The organism is Pseudoalteromonas sp. R3 (genome assembly GCF_004014715.1).
Taxonomy (GTDB): Bacteria; Pseudomonadota; Gammaproteobacteria; order Enterobacterales; family Alteromonadaceae; genus Pseudoalteromonas.
This window is the reverse complement of record NZ_CP034835.1, coordinates 1,685,632-1,703,880: the sequence shown is the minus strand read 5'-3', so window position 1 is coordinate 1,703,880 and position 18,249 is coordinate 1,685,632. Positions and strand designations below refer to the sequence as shown.

The 18,249-nt window shown below is 49.2% G+C and carries 13 protein-coding genes and 1 pseudogene; 5 read left to right on the top strand and 9 right to left on the bottom strand.

The genetic code is table 11. The features are described 5' to 3' along the window. Positions 1 to 157: 157 nt before the first annotated feature. Positions 158 to 736, bottom strand: coding sequence for a hypothetical protein (locus ELR70_RS12265; RefSeq protein ID WP_054013935.1), 579 nt, complete (start codon positions 734 to 736; stop codon positions 158 to 160). A gap of 664 nt (positions 737 to 1,400) precedes the next feature. Here ELR70_RS12265 and ELR70_RS12260 point away from each other — a divergent pair. Beyond that, entirely contained in the window at positions 1,401 to 3,620 is a 2,220-nt protein-coding gene (locus ELR70_RS12260) for a GGDEF domain-containing phosphodiesterase (RefSeq protein WP_054013937.1), read from the top strand. On the opposite strand, the gene ELR70_RS12255 is transcribed toward ELR70_RS12260, so the two are convergent. After that, on the bottom strand, positions 3,617 to 4,519 hold the full coding sequence (locus ELR70_RS12255; protein WP_054013938.1) for a LysR family transcriptional regulator: 903 nt from the start codon (positions 4,517 to 4,519) through the stop codon (positions 3,617 to 3,619). The genes ELR70_RS12260 and ELR70_RS12255 overlap by 4 nt on opposite strands. Positions 4,520 to 4,967: 448 nt before the next feature. Continuing rightward, complete coding sequence (locus ELR70_RS12250; RefSeq protein WP_054013939.1) at positions 4,968 to 6,521, bottom strand: AbgT family transporter; 1,554 nt, start codon at positions 6,519 to 6,521, stop codon at positions 4,968 to 4,970. Positions 6,522 to 6,736: 215 nt separating this feature from the next. Here ELR70_RS12250 and ELR70_RS12245 point away from each other — a divergent pair, with 215 nt between their 5' ends. Together ELR70_RS12245 and ELR70_RS12240 are read left to right on the top strand one after the other, a co-directional pair. Beyond that, on the top strand, positions 6,737 to 7,582 hold the full coding sequence (locus ELR70_RS12245) for an HDOD domain-containing protein (protein WP_054013940.1): 846 nt from the start codon (positions 6,737 to 6,739) through the stop codon (positions 7,580 to 7,582). A 125-nt stretch (positions 7,583 to 7,707) separates the two neighbouring features. Beyond that, positions 7,708 to 8,922, top strand: coding sequence for a divalent metal cation transporter (locus tag ELR70_RS12240; RefSeq protein WP_054013941.1), 1,215 nt, complete (start codon positions 7,708 to 7,710; stop codon positions 8,920 to 8,922). Between the two features lie 41 nt (positions 8,923 to 8,963). Here ELR70_RS12240 and ELR70_RS12235 read toward each other — a convergent pair whose 3' ends face one another. The 6 genes and pseudogenes from ELR70_RS12235 to fadI all read right to left on the bottom strand — a co-directional run bounded on the left by ELR70_RS12235 (position 8,964) and on the right by fadI (position 16,010). Next, positions 8,964 to 9,242, bottom strand: coding sequence for a YfcL family protein (locus ELR70_RS12235; RefSeq protein WP_046005959.1), 279 nt, complete (start codon positions 9,240 to 9,242; stop codon positions 8,964 to 8,966). Positions 9,243 to 9,250: 8 nt separating this feature from the next. Beyond that, the gene (locus tag ELR70_RS12230) at positions 9,251 to 10,378 is read right to left on the bottom strand and encodes an ATP-NAD kinase family protein (RefSeq protein ID WP_054013942.1); all 1,128 of its coding nucleotides are present in this window, start codon (positions 10,376 to 10,378) and stop codon (positions 9,251 to 9,253) included. After that, entirely contained in the window at positions 10,368 to 10,922 is a 555-nt protein-coding gene (locus tag ELR70_RS12225; RefSeq protein WP_054013943.1) for an elongation factor P hydroxylase, read from the bottom strand. Before ELR70_RS12225 ends, ELR70_RS12230 begins: the two co-directional genes overlap by 11 nt. A gap of 77 nt (positions 10,923 to 10,999) precedes the next feature. After that, positions 11,000 to 12,505, bottom strand: coding sequence for a sensor domain-containing diguanylate cyclase (locus ELR70_RS12220; protein WP_054013944.1), 1,506 nt, complete (start codon positions 12,503 to 12,505; stop codon positions 11,000 to 11,002). A gap of 96 nt (positions 12,506 to 12,601) precedes the next feature. After that, positions 12,602 to 14,700 (bottom strand): annotated as a pseudogene (gene fadJ, locus ELR70_RS12215) (fatty acid oxidation complex subunit alpha FadJ). Next, positions 14,700 to 16,010 (bottom strand): acetyl-CoA C-acyltransferase FadI, encoded by a 1,311-nt coding sequence (gene fadI / locus ELR70_RS12210; RefSeq protein ID WP_046005954.1) that lies wholly within the window; start codon positions 16,008 to 16,010, stop codon positions 14,700 to 14,702. The pseudogene fadJ and the gene fadI overlap by 1 nt, the downstream one beginning before the upstream one ends. Positions 16,011 to 16,326: 316 nt before the next feature. Between fadI and ELR70_RS12205 the strand changes: the two genes are divergently transcribed. Continuing rightward, entirely contained in the window at positions 16,327 to 17,283 is a 957-nt protein-coding gene (locus tag ELR70_RS12205) for a MoxR family ATPase (RefSeq protein WP_054013946.1), read from the top strand. Between the two features lie 24 nt (positions 17,284 to 17,307). Then, positions 17,308 to 18,246 (top strand): DUF58 domain-containing protein, encoded by a 939-nt coding sequence (locus tag ELR70_RS12200; protein ID WP_054013947.1) that lies wholly within the window; start codon positions 17,308 to 17,310, stop codon positions 18,244 to 18,246. Positions 18,247 to 18,249 lie beyond the last annotated feature (3 nt).

The following is an 18,249-nucleotide window of genomic DNA, read 5'->3' as shown; positions in this document are numbered from 1 at the left end:
AGATTACCAACACCCATCTCTGGGGTGTCTTCAAAATCATACTAAAAACGCTTCAATGCATTAGTACTGGCAACGAAGCAAGTACAAATTTATATGCTAGATACATTTGCTTGAAGACCTCAATTATGAAAGCTCCCCCAGCAAATTTTCACCCTTTCTATGTGATGTTTTCAGAACAAGTAAAATACATTTTTGTACCCAGAGGAAATTGCTCATTATTAAATTTTACCGTAAAAACTTCATCGGAGGCTGACTTTAACGCTACAACAAAATCATCTCCTTTCTCTGCTCGCGTCAAGATATCAGACACTTTTTTTCCTGTTAAATAAAAGTACTGTCCGTCTTTGCTCTCTAATCTATTCAGCTCGTCTCCATTAACATAGAGCTCGAATGGATAGTCAACTTTAGCGAGTGAAGTGTTGTACACCCCAGAAATAAAGAAACCCAAAGTGTGGTGACCCTTTTGGAAACCATTGCTTTTTTGTAATTCAGACAATTCGTACCCTTTCCCTTTAAAAGAGAAGCTGGAATAGATATCTACATTTAGTTCCGGTGAAACCTCAACATTTGAATTTTGCCATAGAATACACGCAGACTTTTTAAACTCAGGTTTCCAGTACCCTCCATAAGGAAGGCCCATACTGTTAAAACTTATTAGAACCAAAATTAAAGAACTTAATTTAAACATGCAATAGCCACTCAACGCTTTCTCTAAAATGCCATCATTTTCGTGCATTTATTATTGTAAAGAACAAAAACCTACCATCATAATATGCTTTGCTCAAGCCAAAGCGACTCCATGGAAACTGAACCATACACTTGGCAACACTTGCTTTTTGAGTGTCATTTGCCGTTTTAAGAGGTAACAGTTCTAGTTTACCCAGTCCCTGAAACTTAGTGATTATACTCAGTACATCAGATAGACATAGTCTGGTGGCGCTTTCGCACCGTGTTTTGATGGATCCCTGCTCGCACGCGTCAGGGATGACGAAGGGGAACATGATATGTTGGCATTGTGCTTGATACGACGAGGACGTATGTCACGTTCACTGCAACAAGATACAACTACGTTGTACTTAGGTAGTTCCCAGCTCGCACGCGTCCGGGATGACGCAGGGGTACGTGAGATGATGGCATTGTGCTTGATACGACGAGGGCGTATGTCACGTTCACTGCAACAAGATACAGCTGCGTTGCATTTGGCTAGATCTCAGCTCACACACGTCCGAGATGACAAGATTGTTAATGAAATTACGAGGTTGTTTGTCTAATTCCCCTCCACTATGTTGAAAAAAACCGCAGTTAAGCTGATTTAGCGCAGGTTTTACTGTCTCTACCCATTGAATTGCGACCCTTATGGCCTTAGTATCGGGAAAAACAATAATAATAACTGTAACGTTTTGAGTTCTTTAAGCCGCTTTTTCTTACTTGAGGAAGAAACCCAATCACCAGATCAGGTGCCTAACTGGCGTGTAAGTGCGCTGCGCATTATTTTGGTGACCGGTCTTTTATTATGTCTTGGGATCTTCGTCAACAGCTTGCCTGCTGCGTTGGCATTTGAACTCGACTATGTGCTGGCGCTGACATCCGGATTTACGCTCACCATAGGTGTGCTGCTTACATTGAGCCGAAGTGCCTATCAACTGTGCGCGCACCTGCTGATGATTGCGATTGTGGCCGCAGGGGTGGCCATCAAGTTATTTATTCCTCTGCTACCACTTGCCCAGTTAGGGTCTATTTTTGTTTATATTACGCCTATCCTTGCTTTGTTGTTACTGGGTAAGCGCACCGCAATTTTTTATGCCATTTTGAATATCGCGCCGTTTCTGATGATAGTGCAACACGTGAATGTCTCGCTGATCCCGCCGGGTGAGCGCATGCTGGTCGATGGCGACATCTATATTCACTTTTTGCTGTTCTTCTTTTTCAATTGTACCGTGCCACTGGCTGTGTGGCGCACCAGTTTGGCGGCCAGCCGACTTAACCTGCACATGGCCAGCAACAACGAACTGCTTGCCTCTCAGAAACAAATCTACCAACGCTTCTTTCAAAAATCTTTCCACGCAATCGCTTTAGTTGACCAGGACTTAAATATTGTAGAAGCCAATGAGAAGGCACGCAGTTTACTGGGGATCCAAACTCAACCCCTGCCCTGTAATTTTGCCCGTGTCACGCAGGACGATCTGAGTAGCCTGCTCATTAATAACGATCTATTTGATGCTGATTTGAATGTCTTTCGCGTTGACGAGCGAACCATTGAACTGGCCTCGCGGGAATACCACTCCGAGCAGCTGTGTGCCTGGTACCTGAACGATGTCTCCGATCAGCACCAGCTTCAGCAGGATCTGCTGGCACTGGATGTTGCGCACCAGCAAGCTAAATACTTTGATGCCAGAACCAATTTGCCAAATAAAACCTGGCTCACTGAGCAGCTACAAGTGCATATTGACCGTGGGCGGCCATTTGCTCTGCTCATCGCCGAAAACCTCAACAAACATGTACTGGACTACCTGATTGATGGTGAGCTCCATAAACATTTGTATGGTCATATTAATCAGGTTGCTGAACACGACCCCAGCTTGCTCGACCAGATAGCATATATCGGTGCAGGCCGACTAGCGATTATCATTGAGCCCGACGCCCCCGTGCTGGAAGTCGCACAGCGCTGGCATCAGCACCTGGATTTCTGGCTTAAGCTGGGTCAGCACCAGTTTCATGCGCGCTACGCCGTTGGCATTGCAACCTACCCCGAGCATGGCTACATTCCAGAGCGCCTGTTAAAGAATGCACAGCAGGCGTGCGAATTACGCAGCCCAGGCGATGACCTGGCCATTTTTGATCACGGCACCCGACGTCAGACACTTGCCCGCCATGAAATGGCTCTGCTGCTGGAAAAAGCACTGGAACATGACGAATTGCAAATTGTGCTGCAAAGTAAGCACGATAATACCCACTCGGTGATTGGCTATGAAGCACTCGCGCGCTGGCACAGTCCGCTGCTGGGATGGGTGTCTCCCGGTGAGTTTGTACCTATTGCCGAAGAGTTTGGCCTGGTCAATCAGCTGACACAACGTATTTTGCACAAGGTTTGTTTTACACTTCAGAGCCACCCGGATATTCACGTGCCAATTGCCATCAATATCAGTTCCCGGGATATTGCCTGTGAGCAATTTGCTCGCAAAACGCTCGCCATTGTACATAGTTACGGCTTGAGTCCGCGCATGTTTGAATTTGAACTGACCGAATATAGTTTTGCGGACGATCACAATCAGATCATGGAAGCGCTGGATAAAATGGGGTTCAGTCTCAGTATCGATGACTTTGGGATAGGATATTCTAACATCGCCCGGGTTCTGGCTTCGCCTATAAAACGCCTCAAACTGGATCGCTCTTTGGTGACTCAAATCACCTCAGATCAAAAGCAACAAGCACTGCTGCTTGGGATCCTCACTATGTGTGATAACCTGGGGATTGCTGCGCTGGCAGAAGGGGTTGAAACTCAGGAGCAACTAAATAAGCTGCTCGAGCTGGGTGTTAAAGAGTTTCAGGGCTACTGGTTTAGCCGTCCTGTTGCAGTTGAGCAGGTACTCGCAAAAACACATCAAATGCAGGAGCTTTAAGTCTTTTCCTGCGCTTCAAGCGCCATACACTGGTATCTGAGTTCACCGATAAATGCCCGGGCTGCAGGTCCCAGTGTGTCTCCGTCTTTAAAGATCAGATTAAGCTGCGCCAAACGCGTACGATTGTGCATCAGTTTTAATGGCAGCAGTGTGCCACTACTGAGTTGCTGTGCTATAGCACTTCTGGGTAGCCAGGCAAAGCCCAGTCCCTGCGTTACCATATCCACCATAGTGCGCAAATGGCTAACCGTCCAACGCTGATCAGCCCCCAGCCAGCCACTGTCTGTGCCTTTACCCAGCGCAGAATCTCTGACCACTATCTGCCTAAAAGACTTTAGGTCTTCCAAAGTGAGTGCACGGCCCAACTGATGTAAGGCATGTTCAGGGTGAGCAACAGCCACAAACTCAACCTGGCACAACTGCTCGCTGAATCCATCGCTCAATACCATAGGTGAAATAGCAATATCGACCTTAGCATGCTGTAGCGCCTCAAACGAGCCAGAGAGGATAGATTCAACCAGTTCTATGCGAAGTAAGGGGTATGCCTGAGAAGTCGCCTCCAGTACCTTATAAAGCAATGTTTGAGGAAATATTTCATCAACCGCAATGCGCAAGTGGCTTTCTACCCCTTTGGCCAGGGTCTGACCAACGGCTTCGACTTTCTCGGCCTCATCTAACAGGTAATTGGCTCGGCGCAGCATCATTTCGCCCGCTTCGGTCAGCCGGGTTTTGCGCCCTTCCACCTGAAATAGCTTAACTGACAGGGCCGTTTCTATTTTCTGCACTGCTGTATGAATGCTCGACTGGCTCTTATGGATAACTTTGGCAGCCTGATTAAAACCGCCATGTTCTACCACCGCGCGAAGCATGCGCCACTGCTCAAGCGTGACTCGTAACATCTCACCTTCCTCGTCATTTGGCCTTACAGGCCCTTTGCCTGCAACTATTCTAATCTATTCAAGTACTTTTCTCTATCAACGCGCACTGTATGCCACTTCAGCATAGTTAGCACACAACTGAATAGACCATGCAAAATTAAACCCTTAAACAGACTTAGGCTGTCATAATTTAGTCATTTATTAAGGGTATGATGCGCTCGCTCTTAACCAATCTGTACGCATTTTGGTTACTTTGATTTTTGAGCCTCCCTTGAATATTTACTGCACGGAGGCAGTACAGTTTCCCTTGGTGCTTTTGGCCCAACCAATAGCAAATCCACGTAGCCGGCGGACGTCGGCTTTTTTCTTTGCGACTGCAAAATATAATATCGGTTTGAATTAGGGGGTGAGAGACGGATGAGGCACAGCGGCCCCACCCAGAGGTAAGCAGGTTTTTCCTGAAAGGTAATTAACCCGCCGGATAGATATAGCTAGATTGCAGGCCCAATGGAATGCTCAGGCCCCAATATGCCAGCAAGAACAAACTCCAACCAATCAAAAAGGCTATTGAATATGGCAGCATCAGTGCCAGCAATGTACCAATACCTGTGTCTTTTACATACTTCTGACAGTACACCACCACCAATGGGAAGTAAGGCATTAGCGGAGTAATGATGTTTGAGCTGGAATCACCAACCCGATATGCCGCCTGAGACAAGTCCGGAGAAATACCCAGCTGCATTAGCATAGGGACAAAAATTGGGCCTAGCAGTGCCCATTTTGCCGAGCTGGAACCAACAAATAAGTTTACAAAGGCAGTCAAGAAAATAATACCAATCACGGTCACTGAGCTTGGCAGTGCCATTGCTTTTAAGATCTCAGCCCCTTCAATGGCCAGCAACGCGCCCAAGTTTGACTGGGTGAATGCTGCGATAAACAGTGCACAGAAAAACGCCATAACAATGTAATAAGACATCGAGTTCATCGACTTACTCATCGCATTTATCATGTCTTTTGACGACTTAAAGGTACCCACCATAAAGCCAAATACTGCACCAGGGATCCAGAATAATAAGAAGATCAGCGGTACAATCGACTGCATCAGAGGGGCACTAAAATCCGTCAGAGCACCACTTTTACTGCGCAGTGCCGAGTCTTCACCACTAGCGGCGAAGATAAGCAGCCCAATACCCGCCAGCATAACCGCAGAGGCAGTGTAAAAAGCCGAACGTTCTTTGCTGGTCACTTCGTTAAACTCAGGCAGGTCGTCAGTGTCGCCATCGACTTTAGTAGAAGCAAGTCGTGGTTCAATGATTTTATCAGTAATATACCAGCCCAGTAGAATAATAAAGACGCTAGAAGCTGAGGTAAAGAACCAGTTGTTCAGCGGATTAACGGCGATATCCGGGTCGATAATTTGCGCAGCACTTTGCGTAAAGCTTTGTAGCAACGGGTCAATACCAGACGGGATAAAGTTGGCACTAAAGCCCCCACTCACACCCGCAAACGCAGCCGCGATACCTGCAAGCGGGTGACGACCCATGGCATAGAATATAACGCCAGCCAGTGGGATCACCAGTACATAGCCAGCATCTGTAGCTGTATGGCTAACAATTGCAATCAGAATAATAGAGGGAGTAAGCAGTGCCTGAGGCGTGCGTTTAAGCATGAGCTTAAGGCCAGCGTTAATGAAACCAGAATGTTCTGCAACACCAACACCCAGCATAGCGACCAGCACTACACCCAGAGGAGCGAAGCCGGTAAAGGTTTTAACCATTGAGGCTAAAAAGCCCGCCAGAGCGTCACCACTGAGCAAGTTGTGAACAACAATCGCCTCGCCGGTACGCGGATCGATAGCATCAAAGCTGACACCTGAAAACATCCAGGATAACAGCCAGATAAGCATCATAGCACCAAGGAAAATCATGGCCGGGTCGGGCAGCTTGTTACCTACCCTTTCTATATTATTGAGGAATCGCATAACGAAGCTGGCGTCGTTATTTGCGTTTTTCGCTTGTTCCATAGTTAATCCCTAAAAAGAAAATTAGCCAACTTTAACTTAACAACCGTAACAATGCCAATTCATTTGTTCCTTTATCCATTACGTGGACATTATTTATGCGTTGTTTTGCGTTGACGCAAAGAATGCGTAATCCGACTCAGCTACTATACTTGGCAAAATGGCCTGAACCTCAACGGGCTAATTGTGTTTTTTAGTATTTTCTCAATGAGACCGCTATGATCGAAATAGACAACGCCGTGCTTAAGGATATGAATCATGGCTTTTGCCTGCCAGCAAAGCCAGAACTGTTGCAAAGCTTGCATCAGGTTTTACAACAGCCAGAGCCGGAACTTGGCGAAATCGCCGCTCTGATAGCAACAGACGTAGCAACTTCCGCCGCTGTACTCAAAGTCATTAATTCCTCCAGCTATGGTTTTTCACGCACCATTACTGATATTCGTCAGGCGGTGATGTTTCTCGGCCTCAACAGCATTACCATGCTGGTGACGGGATACCTGCTCAAACAGGCTTTTGACCAATCAAAATGCTGCATCAAACTGGAGCGATTCTGGGACAGTGCCCAGGAAATCGCCGATGTCGCAACCCTGATAGGCAATAAGATAAAAAGCAAAGTCCCAGTCGAAAACCTCTATATGCTAGGCCTGTTTCATGATGCAGGTATTCCGGCCATGGCTTTTAACTATACGGATTATGTCGAAGTACTGGGCGCTGCAAACAGTAATTACGATAAAATGCTGGTAGAGTTCGAAGAGCAGCGCTACCAGACCAATCATGCCGTCATTGGCTACTACCTGGCCAACAGCTGGAACTTGCCCAAACCCATTTGCCAACTCATTCTTCGCCATCATGATGTGACTTACCTTCAGGAAAAACGCACCGACGAAGAAATGCTCACATTTTCCACGCTGAAAATGGCTGAAAACCTGGTCCATGTTAATAAGCGTTTTGTGGCTGCGCCAGACTGGCCGATTATGAAGCAAAGCGTACTGGATGCCCTGAACCTGGATGAGGACGATTATCAGGACCTAAAAGACGACACTGAAGAATACTTTACCAGCTAACCGACTTCACGTCCTGACAGGGCTTTTGAACACCCAACCTCATTAGCCCAGTCATTTTCCACTTGGCAAACGCTTTCAAATCGTTAACATGAGTGGCAAAAAATAGGAAAGTCGTGTTGGAATCAATGTTTGCTAAACTCCGGAACCTGGGACCTGGGATCCTGATGGCCACTGCTGCAGTTGGCGGTTCACATCTCGTCGCCGCTACGCAGGCCGGTGCCCTGTTCGGCTGGCAGCTGCTGTGGCTAGTGGTAGCGGTTAATTTGCTTAAGTATCCGTTCTTTCGCTTTGGTGTGGAATATACACTGCACACAGGCAATAGCCTGGTCACAGGTTATCATAATAAAAACCGGGCTCTGTTTTATCTTTTTGTTGCCCTTAATATTATCGCTGCAGTGGTGAATACCGCGGGTGTACTCTTACTCACGGCCGCATTGCTGCAGTATGCCCTGCCATGGAGCCTATCGCTGACAACCTTGTGTTATGCGCTGCTGTTTGTGTGTCTGGGAATTTTATTGTTTGGTCATTACAAATTGCTCGACAAAGCCAGTAAAGGGATCATGGCGGTGTTGTGTATCACAACTCTGGCTGCGCTGCTGGTAGCCGTGTCACAAGGTCAGGCGCATCCATCACCACAACCGGCCCCTTCTCCCTATTCACTTGCATTACTGGGCTTTATGGTGGCTCTGATGGGCTGGATGCCGGCCCCCATTGAAATATCAGCCATCAATTCATTGTGGCTTAAAGCCAAAACTCGCACCCAGTCGCTCAGCAAAGCGCAGGGTTTGTTTGACTTTAATATGGGCTACTTTCTGACTTTATTTCTGGCAGTAGTATTCTTTTCTCTGGGCGTGTTACTGCAATATGGGCAGAGCCAGAAAATAGAACTCGCCGGCGTGGCTTTTTCTAAACAGCTGATTGATATGTATGCACTGACCTTAGGTGAATGGGCCCGCTGGTTAATCGCTACCATCGCCTTTTTGTGTATGTTTGGTACCACAATCACGGTGCTGGACGGCTACGCCAGAACCCTGGACGATGCGCTCAAGCAGATCAAACCGCACCAAAATAAGGCCAGCTTGTCGATTTTCATTACCGTGCAGGCCATCTTCGGGATGGTGCTGGTGTTGTTCTTTAAAGCCAACCTGAAAGACATGCTGATGTTTGCCATGACGCTGGCGTTTTTAACTACGCCGTTTTTTGCCTGGCTGAACTTCTCATTGCTCTCGAAAGCGCAGTTTGCGCAGCAAAGTAAGCCGGTGCAACTGCTGACCTGGGCAGGCCTGAGCTATTTGATTGCCTTTGCGGTACTATTTGTGGTGTGGCGCTGGATACTGTAAATGACAAAAGGCGGTGTAAAACCGCCTTTTTCGAAGTGAAATTAAGCCCCTAACTGCTTAAGGCGTTCCCAAATGGTTACCACATGGTGCTTGTCTTCTTCGTTAAGCTCGCCATCACGATACGCTTTCACCAGGCTTGCCTCGACTTTAGCATTCAGCTCATCCACTGACAGCGCCAGCTCCTCAACCTGAGCATAACCAACCGCCAGGTCGAAATGACCGCGTAAGTAGCCACCAGCAAACAGCTCGTCATCGCTTGCTCTATCTACTAATTCATCAAAAAACTGCTGCGCAGCTTCTATATACGCTTGAAGTGACATTCTGTCTCCTAAATTAAATCCTGATGCCCGACGGCATACATTACATGGTCATTATACCCTGTCACTACTTTGATGTAGCCACTCAGTTCATTGTCCAGTTCCTGATCGCCCGTATCTGCTATAAGAGGGCGACCATTGAGAGCCTGCAACTTGGTTTTGGTCGCAACCACTATGATATTGTCTTTGCCAATCTGACGGATCAAAGCCGGGCTGAGCTGCTGATTGCCACGGCCAAATATATGGCCCTGCCCACCTATCAGGGTGATCACCAATTTTGTTGGAGCCTGTGAAGCAGCATCCAGCAGCTGTTGCGCCGTCAGGTCACTGCCCAGCAGAGCGTGGTCGCGGATCAAATCAACCCCCAGTAAGGTGTTTTCCAGGCCCAGCTCTTCCATAATAGCGGCCACCGTTGAGCCCGAGCCCATAATATACTGCTCATGCTCTTCCATTTCTGAAATCACATACGCAGCGATGTCCGCCAGTACCAGTTCATCGCTTTCTTTGCCGCCATTTTTTACGCTTTGCACATAACGCAGCTCACTGGGCACCTGCATTTCACCATAGCGCTTGGCGCGCACCGTGCCTGCCCGAAAAGCACTTTCATCTATGTCCATCACGTCGGCGTCGTCTATGGTCACCAGCTCCCCTTTAATAAGCATTTCTACCACCCGACCAGCCGCTTTAGGGGTAATTGCATACACGCCACTGTGGATCTTACAACCGGCTGGTACACCCAGCACCGGGGCTTCGCTGCCAATGGCTGCGCAGATGTTTCGTGCGGTACCATCTCCACCGGCAAACAGCAACAGATCGACTTTAGCATCGGCCAACAGTTTGGCTGCCTGCTCTGTATCTTCTGGGGTACTGGGTGTGCCACAGGTCATCACAACCTGAGTAGAAAAACCGTGCTCAATGGCCAGGTCTTCTCCCATATCACCGCTCACGGTATAAACTTCAATGATGTCCCGATAAGGCTGTAATAGCGCCAGGGCCTGTGCCGTACGACTGTGTGCCTTCGGTTCAGCCCCAAGCGAGCGGGCAAGCTCGGCGGTTTCACTGCCATCACTGCCCTTGAGTGCCACAGTACCACCTAACCCGGCAACCGGGTTCACGATTAATCCAAGTTTAAACTGCATCTGCAAACTCCTGTGGGCAATGCCATTCAAACTGGCCAGCACTGAGTGGCCAGGGGGTCGAGTAAAACTGAGATAACGCTTCTAACAGCGCTTCGGTTCGGGCATTAAACCCGTCGGTTAACATTTCCAGCACCTGTGTATGAACACGACGCTGAAAAGCAAACCGACAGGTCGGCTCGCCATTTAGATTGTCAACAGAGACATTAAAGGCAAACCCGGCTGCTGCGCTCAGTGCCCACTCAATGGCCTGAGGCTTAACTTCCACTTGCTCAAATGCCAGTTGCTGATCTTTACTGCGTCCGTCCGGGCAGTACCAATAGCCATAGTCTTCGAGCTCCCGCCGCGCTTTACCAGCCACCAGCCAGTGCGCAATTTCGTGCATCGCACTGGCATAAAAGCCGTGTGCAAAAACAATGCGGTGATAATCGCACTGTGTATCCGCGGGCAGATAAATGGGCTCATCCTTACCTGCGACCAGTTTGGTATTGTGTGTTGGATAAAATAAGGCGTTAAATATCGAGATCAGATCGTCAATGTGGTGCATACAACTCGCAGGCGGTCCTCTAATCGGTTTATGGCCGCAGATTGTACGGATTTTTAGGGGGAAAGTAAAAACTCGTGCTAGTGATCACTGAACAGTATCGCTCTGCCCCGACCCGCCGCTTTAGCCTGGTATAGGGCATCATCGGCCTCGCCAATTAACTGAGCACACTCCACGCCCGACGACATATTAGCGCGACTGGTTACGCCGATACTCATTTCAAGATCATACTGATTCATTTGCCGGTACTGACTCACCAGCCTTTGCGCCATCAACAACGCCTCTTCTGAGGCGATTTCCGGGCATACAATGACAAACTCATCGCCTCCCCAGCGGCCAAGACAGTCGCTGGGCCTGATAGAGCGTTTTAAAAAGGCACTGAGCTCAGTTAGCGCTGCATCTCCAACCTGGTGACCCATGGTGTCATTGAGGGTCTTGAAGTGATCCAGGTCGACCATCATGACTGACAACGCCCTACTATAACGCACAGCGCGTGTCAGCTCATCGCCCAGTATTCGCTCAATCTGGCCTCTGTTAAAGGCCTGGGTCAGGAAGTCTAATTCAGCGCGTTGCTGTAGTTGCAATTCGGGGCGCAGATCCCGGATCACGGCCACATAGTAGGTTTCCTGTCCAAAGGTTGTTCGGGCAATTGCTATGTCCAGAGGTATTTCGTGACCAAGTTTATGCAAGCCAATGATATTCAGTCCATTCACCCCTTTACGGCGCATTTTTGCGCGCCCATAGAAAGATGCTCTGTGCTTGGCATGCAACTCCCTGAAGCGCTCAGGCATTAAGGCTTCGAGTTGCATATTGACTAACTCTTTCGCAGAGTAGCCAAATAGCTCGGAGCATGAGTGATTCACCTGGGTGATACGACCCTCAGAATCACAGTAAAGCAGTGCATCCGGGATGGCATCGAACAGACAATCACGCTCTTTTGCAGCCCTAAACTGCATCCTGAGCATCATAAAACTGACGAGCAGCATCATGACTATCAATATCAACAACAATAGTCCTTCAAGACTATCCCGGTAAATAATGTCTTGTAATGTCAGCTGGTGAGCTTCACGAGTGCGCGAGAAGCGCGTTTCAAGACCTTGCCTTAGTGAGCGCAAGGCTTCGTCTAAATGTTCATGCTGGCTTTTGAGTTGCTCAGAAAGTGCAGCAGTGCCTTGGTTTTGAATACCTTCGCTGTCAGCCTCAGTTAACTGTTTCTGGTAGAGGCCCGCATAATGTGTCACCACAGCTAACGCTTCGGTTTCACCTGCTTGCAGATCAAGCTCACTCAGCTGCGCCAAAGTGCGATACAGGCGAACCATATACTCGTCTGCCGATGGCTCGGCGTCCGGCTCTGGGTGGTGATAATCACGCACCTGATGTATGGCTTTGGCCTGGCTGAGCTGATGTTCCAGATCATCCAGCAGCCTGGATTCCTGCAAGACAATATCCGCCTGCTCCTGCCACTGCCGCTCAAATGTCTGGATCATGTCATTGACATCATCGCTGATCAAATACAGCACCACATTGGCTGAAATCGTCAGCACCAATAAAACAGCCAGAACAATTAAAAAAAGCGGTTTTTTCATCGCTTTTACATCGCAATACACAGAGTATCTGACTAATTTTAGCCGAAAATAAAAAAGCCGCATCAATGCGGCTTTTTCTAATGCTCAGACAAATGCTTAGCTGTAGTAAGCTTCACCCGCTTCGGCCTTAGCCAGTAGCGGTTCCGCTGGTGTAAACACCGCGTTGTCGGTGGCATAGGTAGACAGCTCTGAACACACTTTATTCAGACCACGTTTGTCCATATAGCTGAACGGCCCACCTAAGAATGGCGGGAAGCCAATACCAAAGATGGCACCGATGTCACCATCACGGGCACTGTCGATGATACCTTCATCCAGGCAGCGCGCAGCTTCATTGAGCATTTGCGCCACACAGCGGCTGGCAATTTCTTGCTTGTTCAGACGTGGGGCCGGTGTAATTCCCAGCAAGTCATAGACAGACTCGTCCACTTTCTTGCCTTTGGCTTCATATTTGTAGAAGCCTTTGCCGGTCTTACGACCCAGACGCTTGCTGTCGATCATGCGGGCAAAGGCATCCGGTGCTTTAAAGCGCTCACCCAGTTCTTTTTCAAGGATAGGCGCAATCTTAGAGCCGATGTCCACACCCACTTCGTCCAGCAGTGCCAAAGGCCCAACCGGGAAGCCAAACTCAACCAGGGCCTGGTCAATCTTTTCAATTGGCTCACCCGCTAATAGCAGGTTGGCCGCTTCATTAACGTAAGGCGCCAGAATACGGTTTACATAGAAGCCCGCTTTATCTTTAACCACGATAGGCGTCTTGCCCTGCTTGCGCGCAAAATTAACAGTACGAGCGATGGCCTCCTGTGATGTACCCTCATGCGGGATGATCTCAACCAGTGGCATTTTCTCGACCGGCGAGAAGTAATGCAGGCCAATCACGTTTTCAGGACGTGCAGCTTTTTCAGCGATCTGCGCAATCGGTAAGGACGACGTGTTACTGGCAAAAATGGTTTGCTCTGTACATTCGCGCTCGATGTCGGCCACCATGCTTTGTTTCAGAGCCAAGTCTTCAAATACCGCTTCAATCACGATATCAGTGTGACGCATGCCGGTGTAATCGGTAGTACCTGTGATGCGGTTCATCGCCAGTTGCAGATCGGCCTTAGACAAAATACGTTTTTTCTGTTTTTTAGACAGGATCTTGTAGCTATAACTTAGGGCATTGCTGATCCCCTGATGCGCCACATCTTTAATGCGCACAGGCACACCGGCTTTTACTGCGCTCACGTGAGCAATACCGCCCCCATCAAACCGCCACCCAATACCGCCGCGCGGTTGATTTTTGGTGCGTCGTCGCTTTGCCACTCTTTTTTCATCTCTGTGGTCGCGAAGAAAATGCCACGCAAAGACTGCGACACTTCGGTCATCACCAAGTCGGCAAAACCTTCAGCTTCTGTTTTGTAGGCTTTCAGTTCACCTAATTCAACCGAAGCACGCACGGCCTTGATAATGGCCAGTGGTGCCGGATAGTGGCCACCGGTTTTCTTCTCAACGTTTTCCTGCGCCTTTTTGAAGATGATGTTGCGACCAAACGGATTTGATTCCAGCAGCTGGCTAAGCTTATCCAGCTTAGGTTTACGTGCTTTAGGCTTGCTGCCACGGGCCAGTTTAATAGCCACATCCAGTAAAATACTGTGCGGCACGCTGTCATCTACCAGACCGGCTTTTTTAGCCTGCTTGGCACGCACTTGCTTGCCCGTCAGCATCCATTCTAATGCTTTTTGAATACCCACCAGCTTTGGCAGACGTTGTGTGCCGCCACCGCCTGGTAACAGGCCTAATTGCACTTCTGGCAAGCCCAGCTTGGTCTTGTCGTCATCACTACATACGCGATAATCACACGCCAACGCGAATTCAAGACCGCCACCCAGTGCCGCACCGTGAATGGCCGCAACCGTTGGGAATGGCAGTTTCTGCATTTTGAAAAATGCCTGCTGGCACATTTCAGATAAACGCAGCGCATCTTCGCGAGTTTTTGCCTGATCCAGCATTTTGATGTCGGCACCGGCGATAAAGTTATCGTCTTTACCGCTGACAAACACCATGCCAGTTACATCATCGCTGCGACCCTGCTCCAGGATAGTTAGCAGTTCATCGGCAAAGCTGTCGCGCAGCGTATTCATCTTCTCGCCCGGCACATCGATGGTGACGATGGCCACGCGGTGGCTGTTTAATTCATAACTAAATACTGACATTATGCACTCTCCAATACAAAGGCTGCACCCAGACCACCAGCCGCACAAGCCGTAGTCAGCGCTAGTCCACCACCGCGACGTTTCAGTTCATTTAGGGTTTGCGTGATCAAACGCGCGCCTGTTGCCGCAAACGGGTGTCCATAGGCCAAAGAGCCACCGTTTACGTTGAATTTATCCATATCGATTTCACCCAGGGCTTTGCTGCGACCCAGCTTCTCCTGAGCAAACTTATCCGATGCAAACATCTTCATGTTAGCCAGAGTTTGCGCTGCAAAAGCTTCGTGCATCTCAATCAAATCTAAATCTTGTAGAGTCAGACCAGCGCGTTCCAGTGCCAGTGGCGTAGAGTGAGCCGGACCCATCAGCATGTCTTCGTGCACGCCAATGGCAGTAAACGCGTAGTTACGCACATAGCCCAGGATCTCGTAACCCAATGCTTTGGCTTTACTTTCGCTCATCATCAGTACTGCAGCGGCACCATCAGTGAGTGGCGTTGCGTTTGCCGCAGTGACCGAGCCATGTTTACGGTCAAAGACCGGACGCAATTTGGCGTAGCCTTCCAAAGACGAGTTCGCACGAATGTTGTTATCTTTGTCGATAAAGCCTTTGTACGGCTCAACATGTGCCGTCATGACTTCGTCTTTAAGCAAACCAGCATCCCAGGCTTTGGCAGCCAAGGTGTGCGAGCGGTGCGCCAAAGCATCCTGATCGGCACGGCTGATGGCATGAGTTTTGGCCATTTGCTCTGCCGTCTGACCCATCGACAGGCCCGTTGAGTATTCAGCAACGGCCGGCGGTACTGGCATCAAATCTTTCAGTCTGAGCTTTGAGAAAATCTTCAGGCGTTGCGACAAAGTACGCGCCTTGTTTAAATCAACCAGGCTACCTGCCAGCTTTTTGCTCACACCAATAGGGAGTACAGACGATGAGTCCGCACCACCGGCGATACCCACCGCCGTGTGACCTGCGATAATAGACTCGGCAACGTTCGCTACCGCCTGAAAACTGGTGGCACAGGCACGAGATACGGAATAAGCATCGACGGATACCGGCATGCCAGTACCTAGTACGATTTCACGCGCAATGTTTGGCGCTTCTGGCATTTGCACGACCTGGCCAAAAACCAGCTGGTCGATTTCGTTTTTATCTATGTTGAGGCGTTCCAGCATTTCATTGACAACGACCTTACCCAGGTCCAGTGCCGGTACGTGGTGATAGGCCGTAGCCTGCTTCGCAAAGGGTGTACGCAGACCAGATACAATGGCGATGCGGTCCCCTTTTGTTGTTTTTAGAATGTGTTGTTCAGACATGAATTTTGCTCTCCCGCTGACAGGTCTGACCTGTTATTGTCGTTTGATTCTAAACAACCGAATCCTTAATGCCAATAGCAAATTGGAAAATCTTATCATTCGAGCATGACTGAGATGGTCCATCTAAACGCCGCTTTTAAATCTAGCCTGATTTTTGCTCAATTCAAAAAGTCACTGAAAAATAAATGAAGTTTGGGGAACTTTCACCTGCTTCAGTGTCTAATCAAGTTACAAAAAATCGCCCGCAAAACCTTGAGTTTTGCGCCTTAATCCTTATAAATAAGCAAAAAATTTGTCACAACAAGGACAAAGCACCATGGCAGTAAACGCATTTAGTGAACTGAAAAACTACCTCGACTCTCAAATACTAGGTCAAAGCGCACTGACAGAAGCGCTTCTCATTGCTCTGCTGGCTGATGGCCACTTGCTGGTAGAAGGCCCGCCAGGACTGGCTAAAACCCGTGCTGTAAACGCGCTGGCCAAAGGCATTGAGGGCAGCTTTCAACGCGTTCAGTTTACCCCTGACTTGTTGCCCGCCGATATTACCGGCACCGACATCTATCGCCAGCAAACCAGCGAGTTTGTGTTTGAAAAAGGCCCTTTATTCCATCACCTGATTTTGGCGGACGAAATTAACCGCGCGCCGGCTAAGGTTCAGTCAGCCCTACTGGAAGCAATGGCAGAGCGGCAGATCACGGTAGGTAAAACAACTTACCCGCTGCCAGAGCTGTTTATGGTAATGGCAACGCAGAATCCACTTGAGCAGGAAGGAACTTACCCACTGCCGGAAGCGCAGCTAGACCGTTTTCTGCTACACCTTAATATTGATTACCCGCAGGCGAGCACTGAGCTGGAGATCTTGCGTTTAACACGTGGCGAGGCGCTGTCAGAACAGACTGCGCAGTTTACGCCGATTTCGCAGCAAACCTTATTTGAAGCACGTAAAAAAGTGCTGTCACTGCATCTGGCTGAACCGCTTGAGCACTATCTGGTGCAGTTAATCATTGCCACCCGTGAAGCCGCTAAGCTGGATCAGCAACTGGGTGCCTGGATTGAGTACGGCGCCAGTCCGCGGGCAACCATTGCACTAGACAAGTGTGCACGTGCTCACGCTTGGTTGCAGGGTCAGGACTTTGTGACACCGGATGATATTCAGGCTGTGCTGCACAATGTATTGCGTCATCGTATTATTCTCAGTTATGAAGCGCAGGCGGACGGGATCAGCAAAGATCAGGTGATCAGCCGTATTCTGGAACTGGTCCCTGTGCCATAAGTGGTCGCGATGATGAAGCATTCAATGCAACACACCGATCACACCCAGTGGCTGGCACAAAGCCATAGCAATGGTGTTGAACTGACACTCAAAGAGCTGCTTTATTATAAGAGCAAAGCGCGCTTGCTGGATCTCAAGCCCAAGCGCGCCATCCGCAGTGATCAGGCCGGGCAATATCTGGCACCACACAAAGGCCGGGGAATGGAATTTGCCGAGGTACGTCAGTACCAGTATGGCGATGATATTCGCGCTATCGACTGGCGTGTTACGGCGCGTACTGGTGAGGCCCATACCAAGCTGTACCAGGAAGAAAAAGAACGTCCGGTGTTTATCTTCTGCGATCTTTCCAGTTCTTTGCTGTTCGGCAGTCGTCTGTTGCTCAAGTCTGTTCAGGCTGCACATCTGAGTGCCCTGGTTGCCTGGTCCGCATGCGCCCGCGGTGACCGGCTCGGTGGTGTGGTATTCAGTGAGCTAGGCCATCATGAGCTTAAGCCCACGGCACGCGACAAAGGCGTGCTGGCATTTTGCCACCAGCTGTGTGATATCCACACGCAAAGCCTGGCTCAGCGCAGCGAAAATCTGGCCTCGACGTTTGATAATAACCTGAAACGTTTGTCGCATCTGGCCAAACCCGGCAGTCTTATTTATCTGATCTCCGATTTCAGCCAACTTAACGAGGCCAGCTTTAAACAGCTTGAGCATCTCAGCCGGCACTGCGAACTGATTGGCTGCCAAATCAGCGATCCGTTCGAGCATACCCTGCCCGCCTATAAAGATGCGATTGAAGTCAGTTCGGCTTCAGGTAGCTGGACGCTGCCACTGGCGGATAAACAATTCAGAACCCGATTTGCCGAGCAGGCCGAACAGGCTTTCCAGACCCGCTTGGCCCGCTTACAACGCGCCGGTATGAGTATGCAAACGTTTTGTGCCTCAGCACCAATAGAAACACAGATCTCCAGGTAAGTG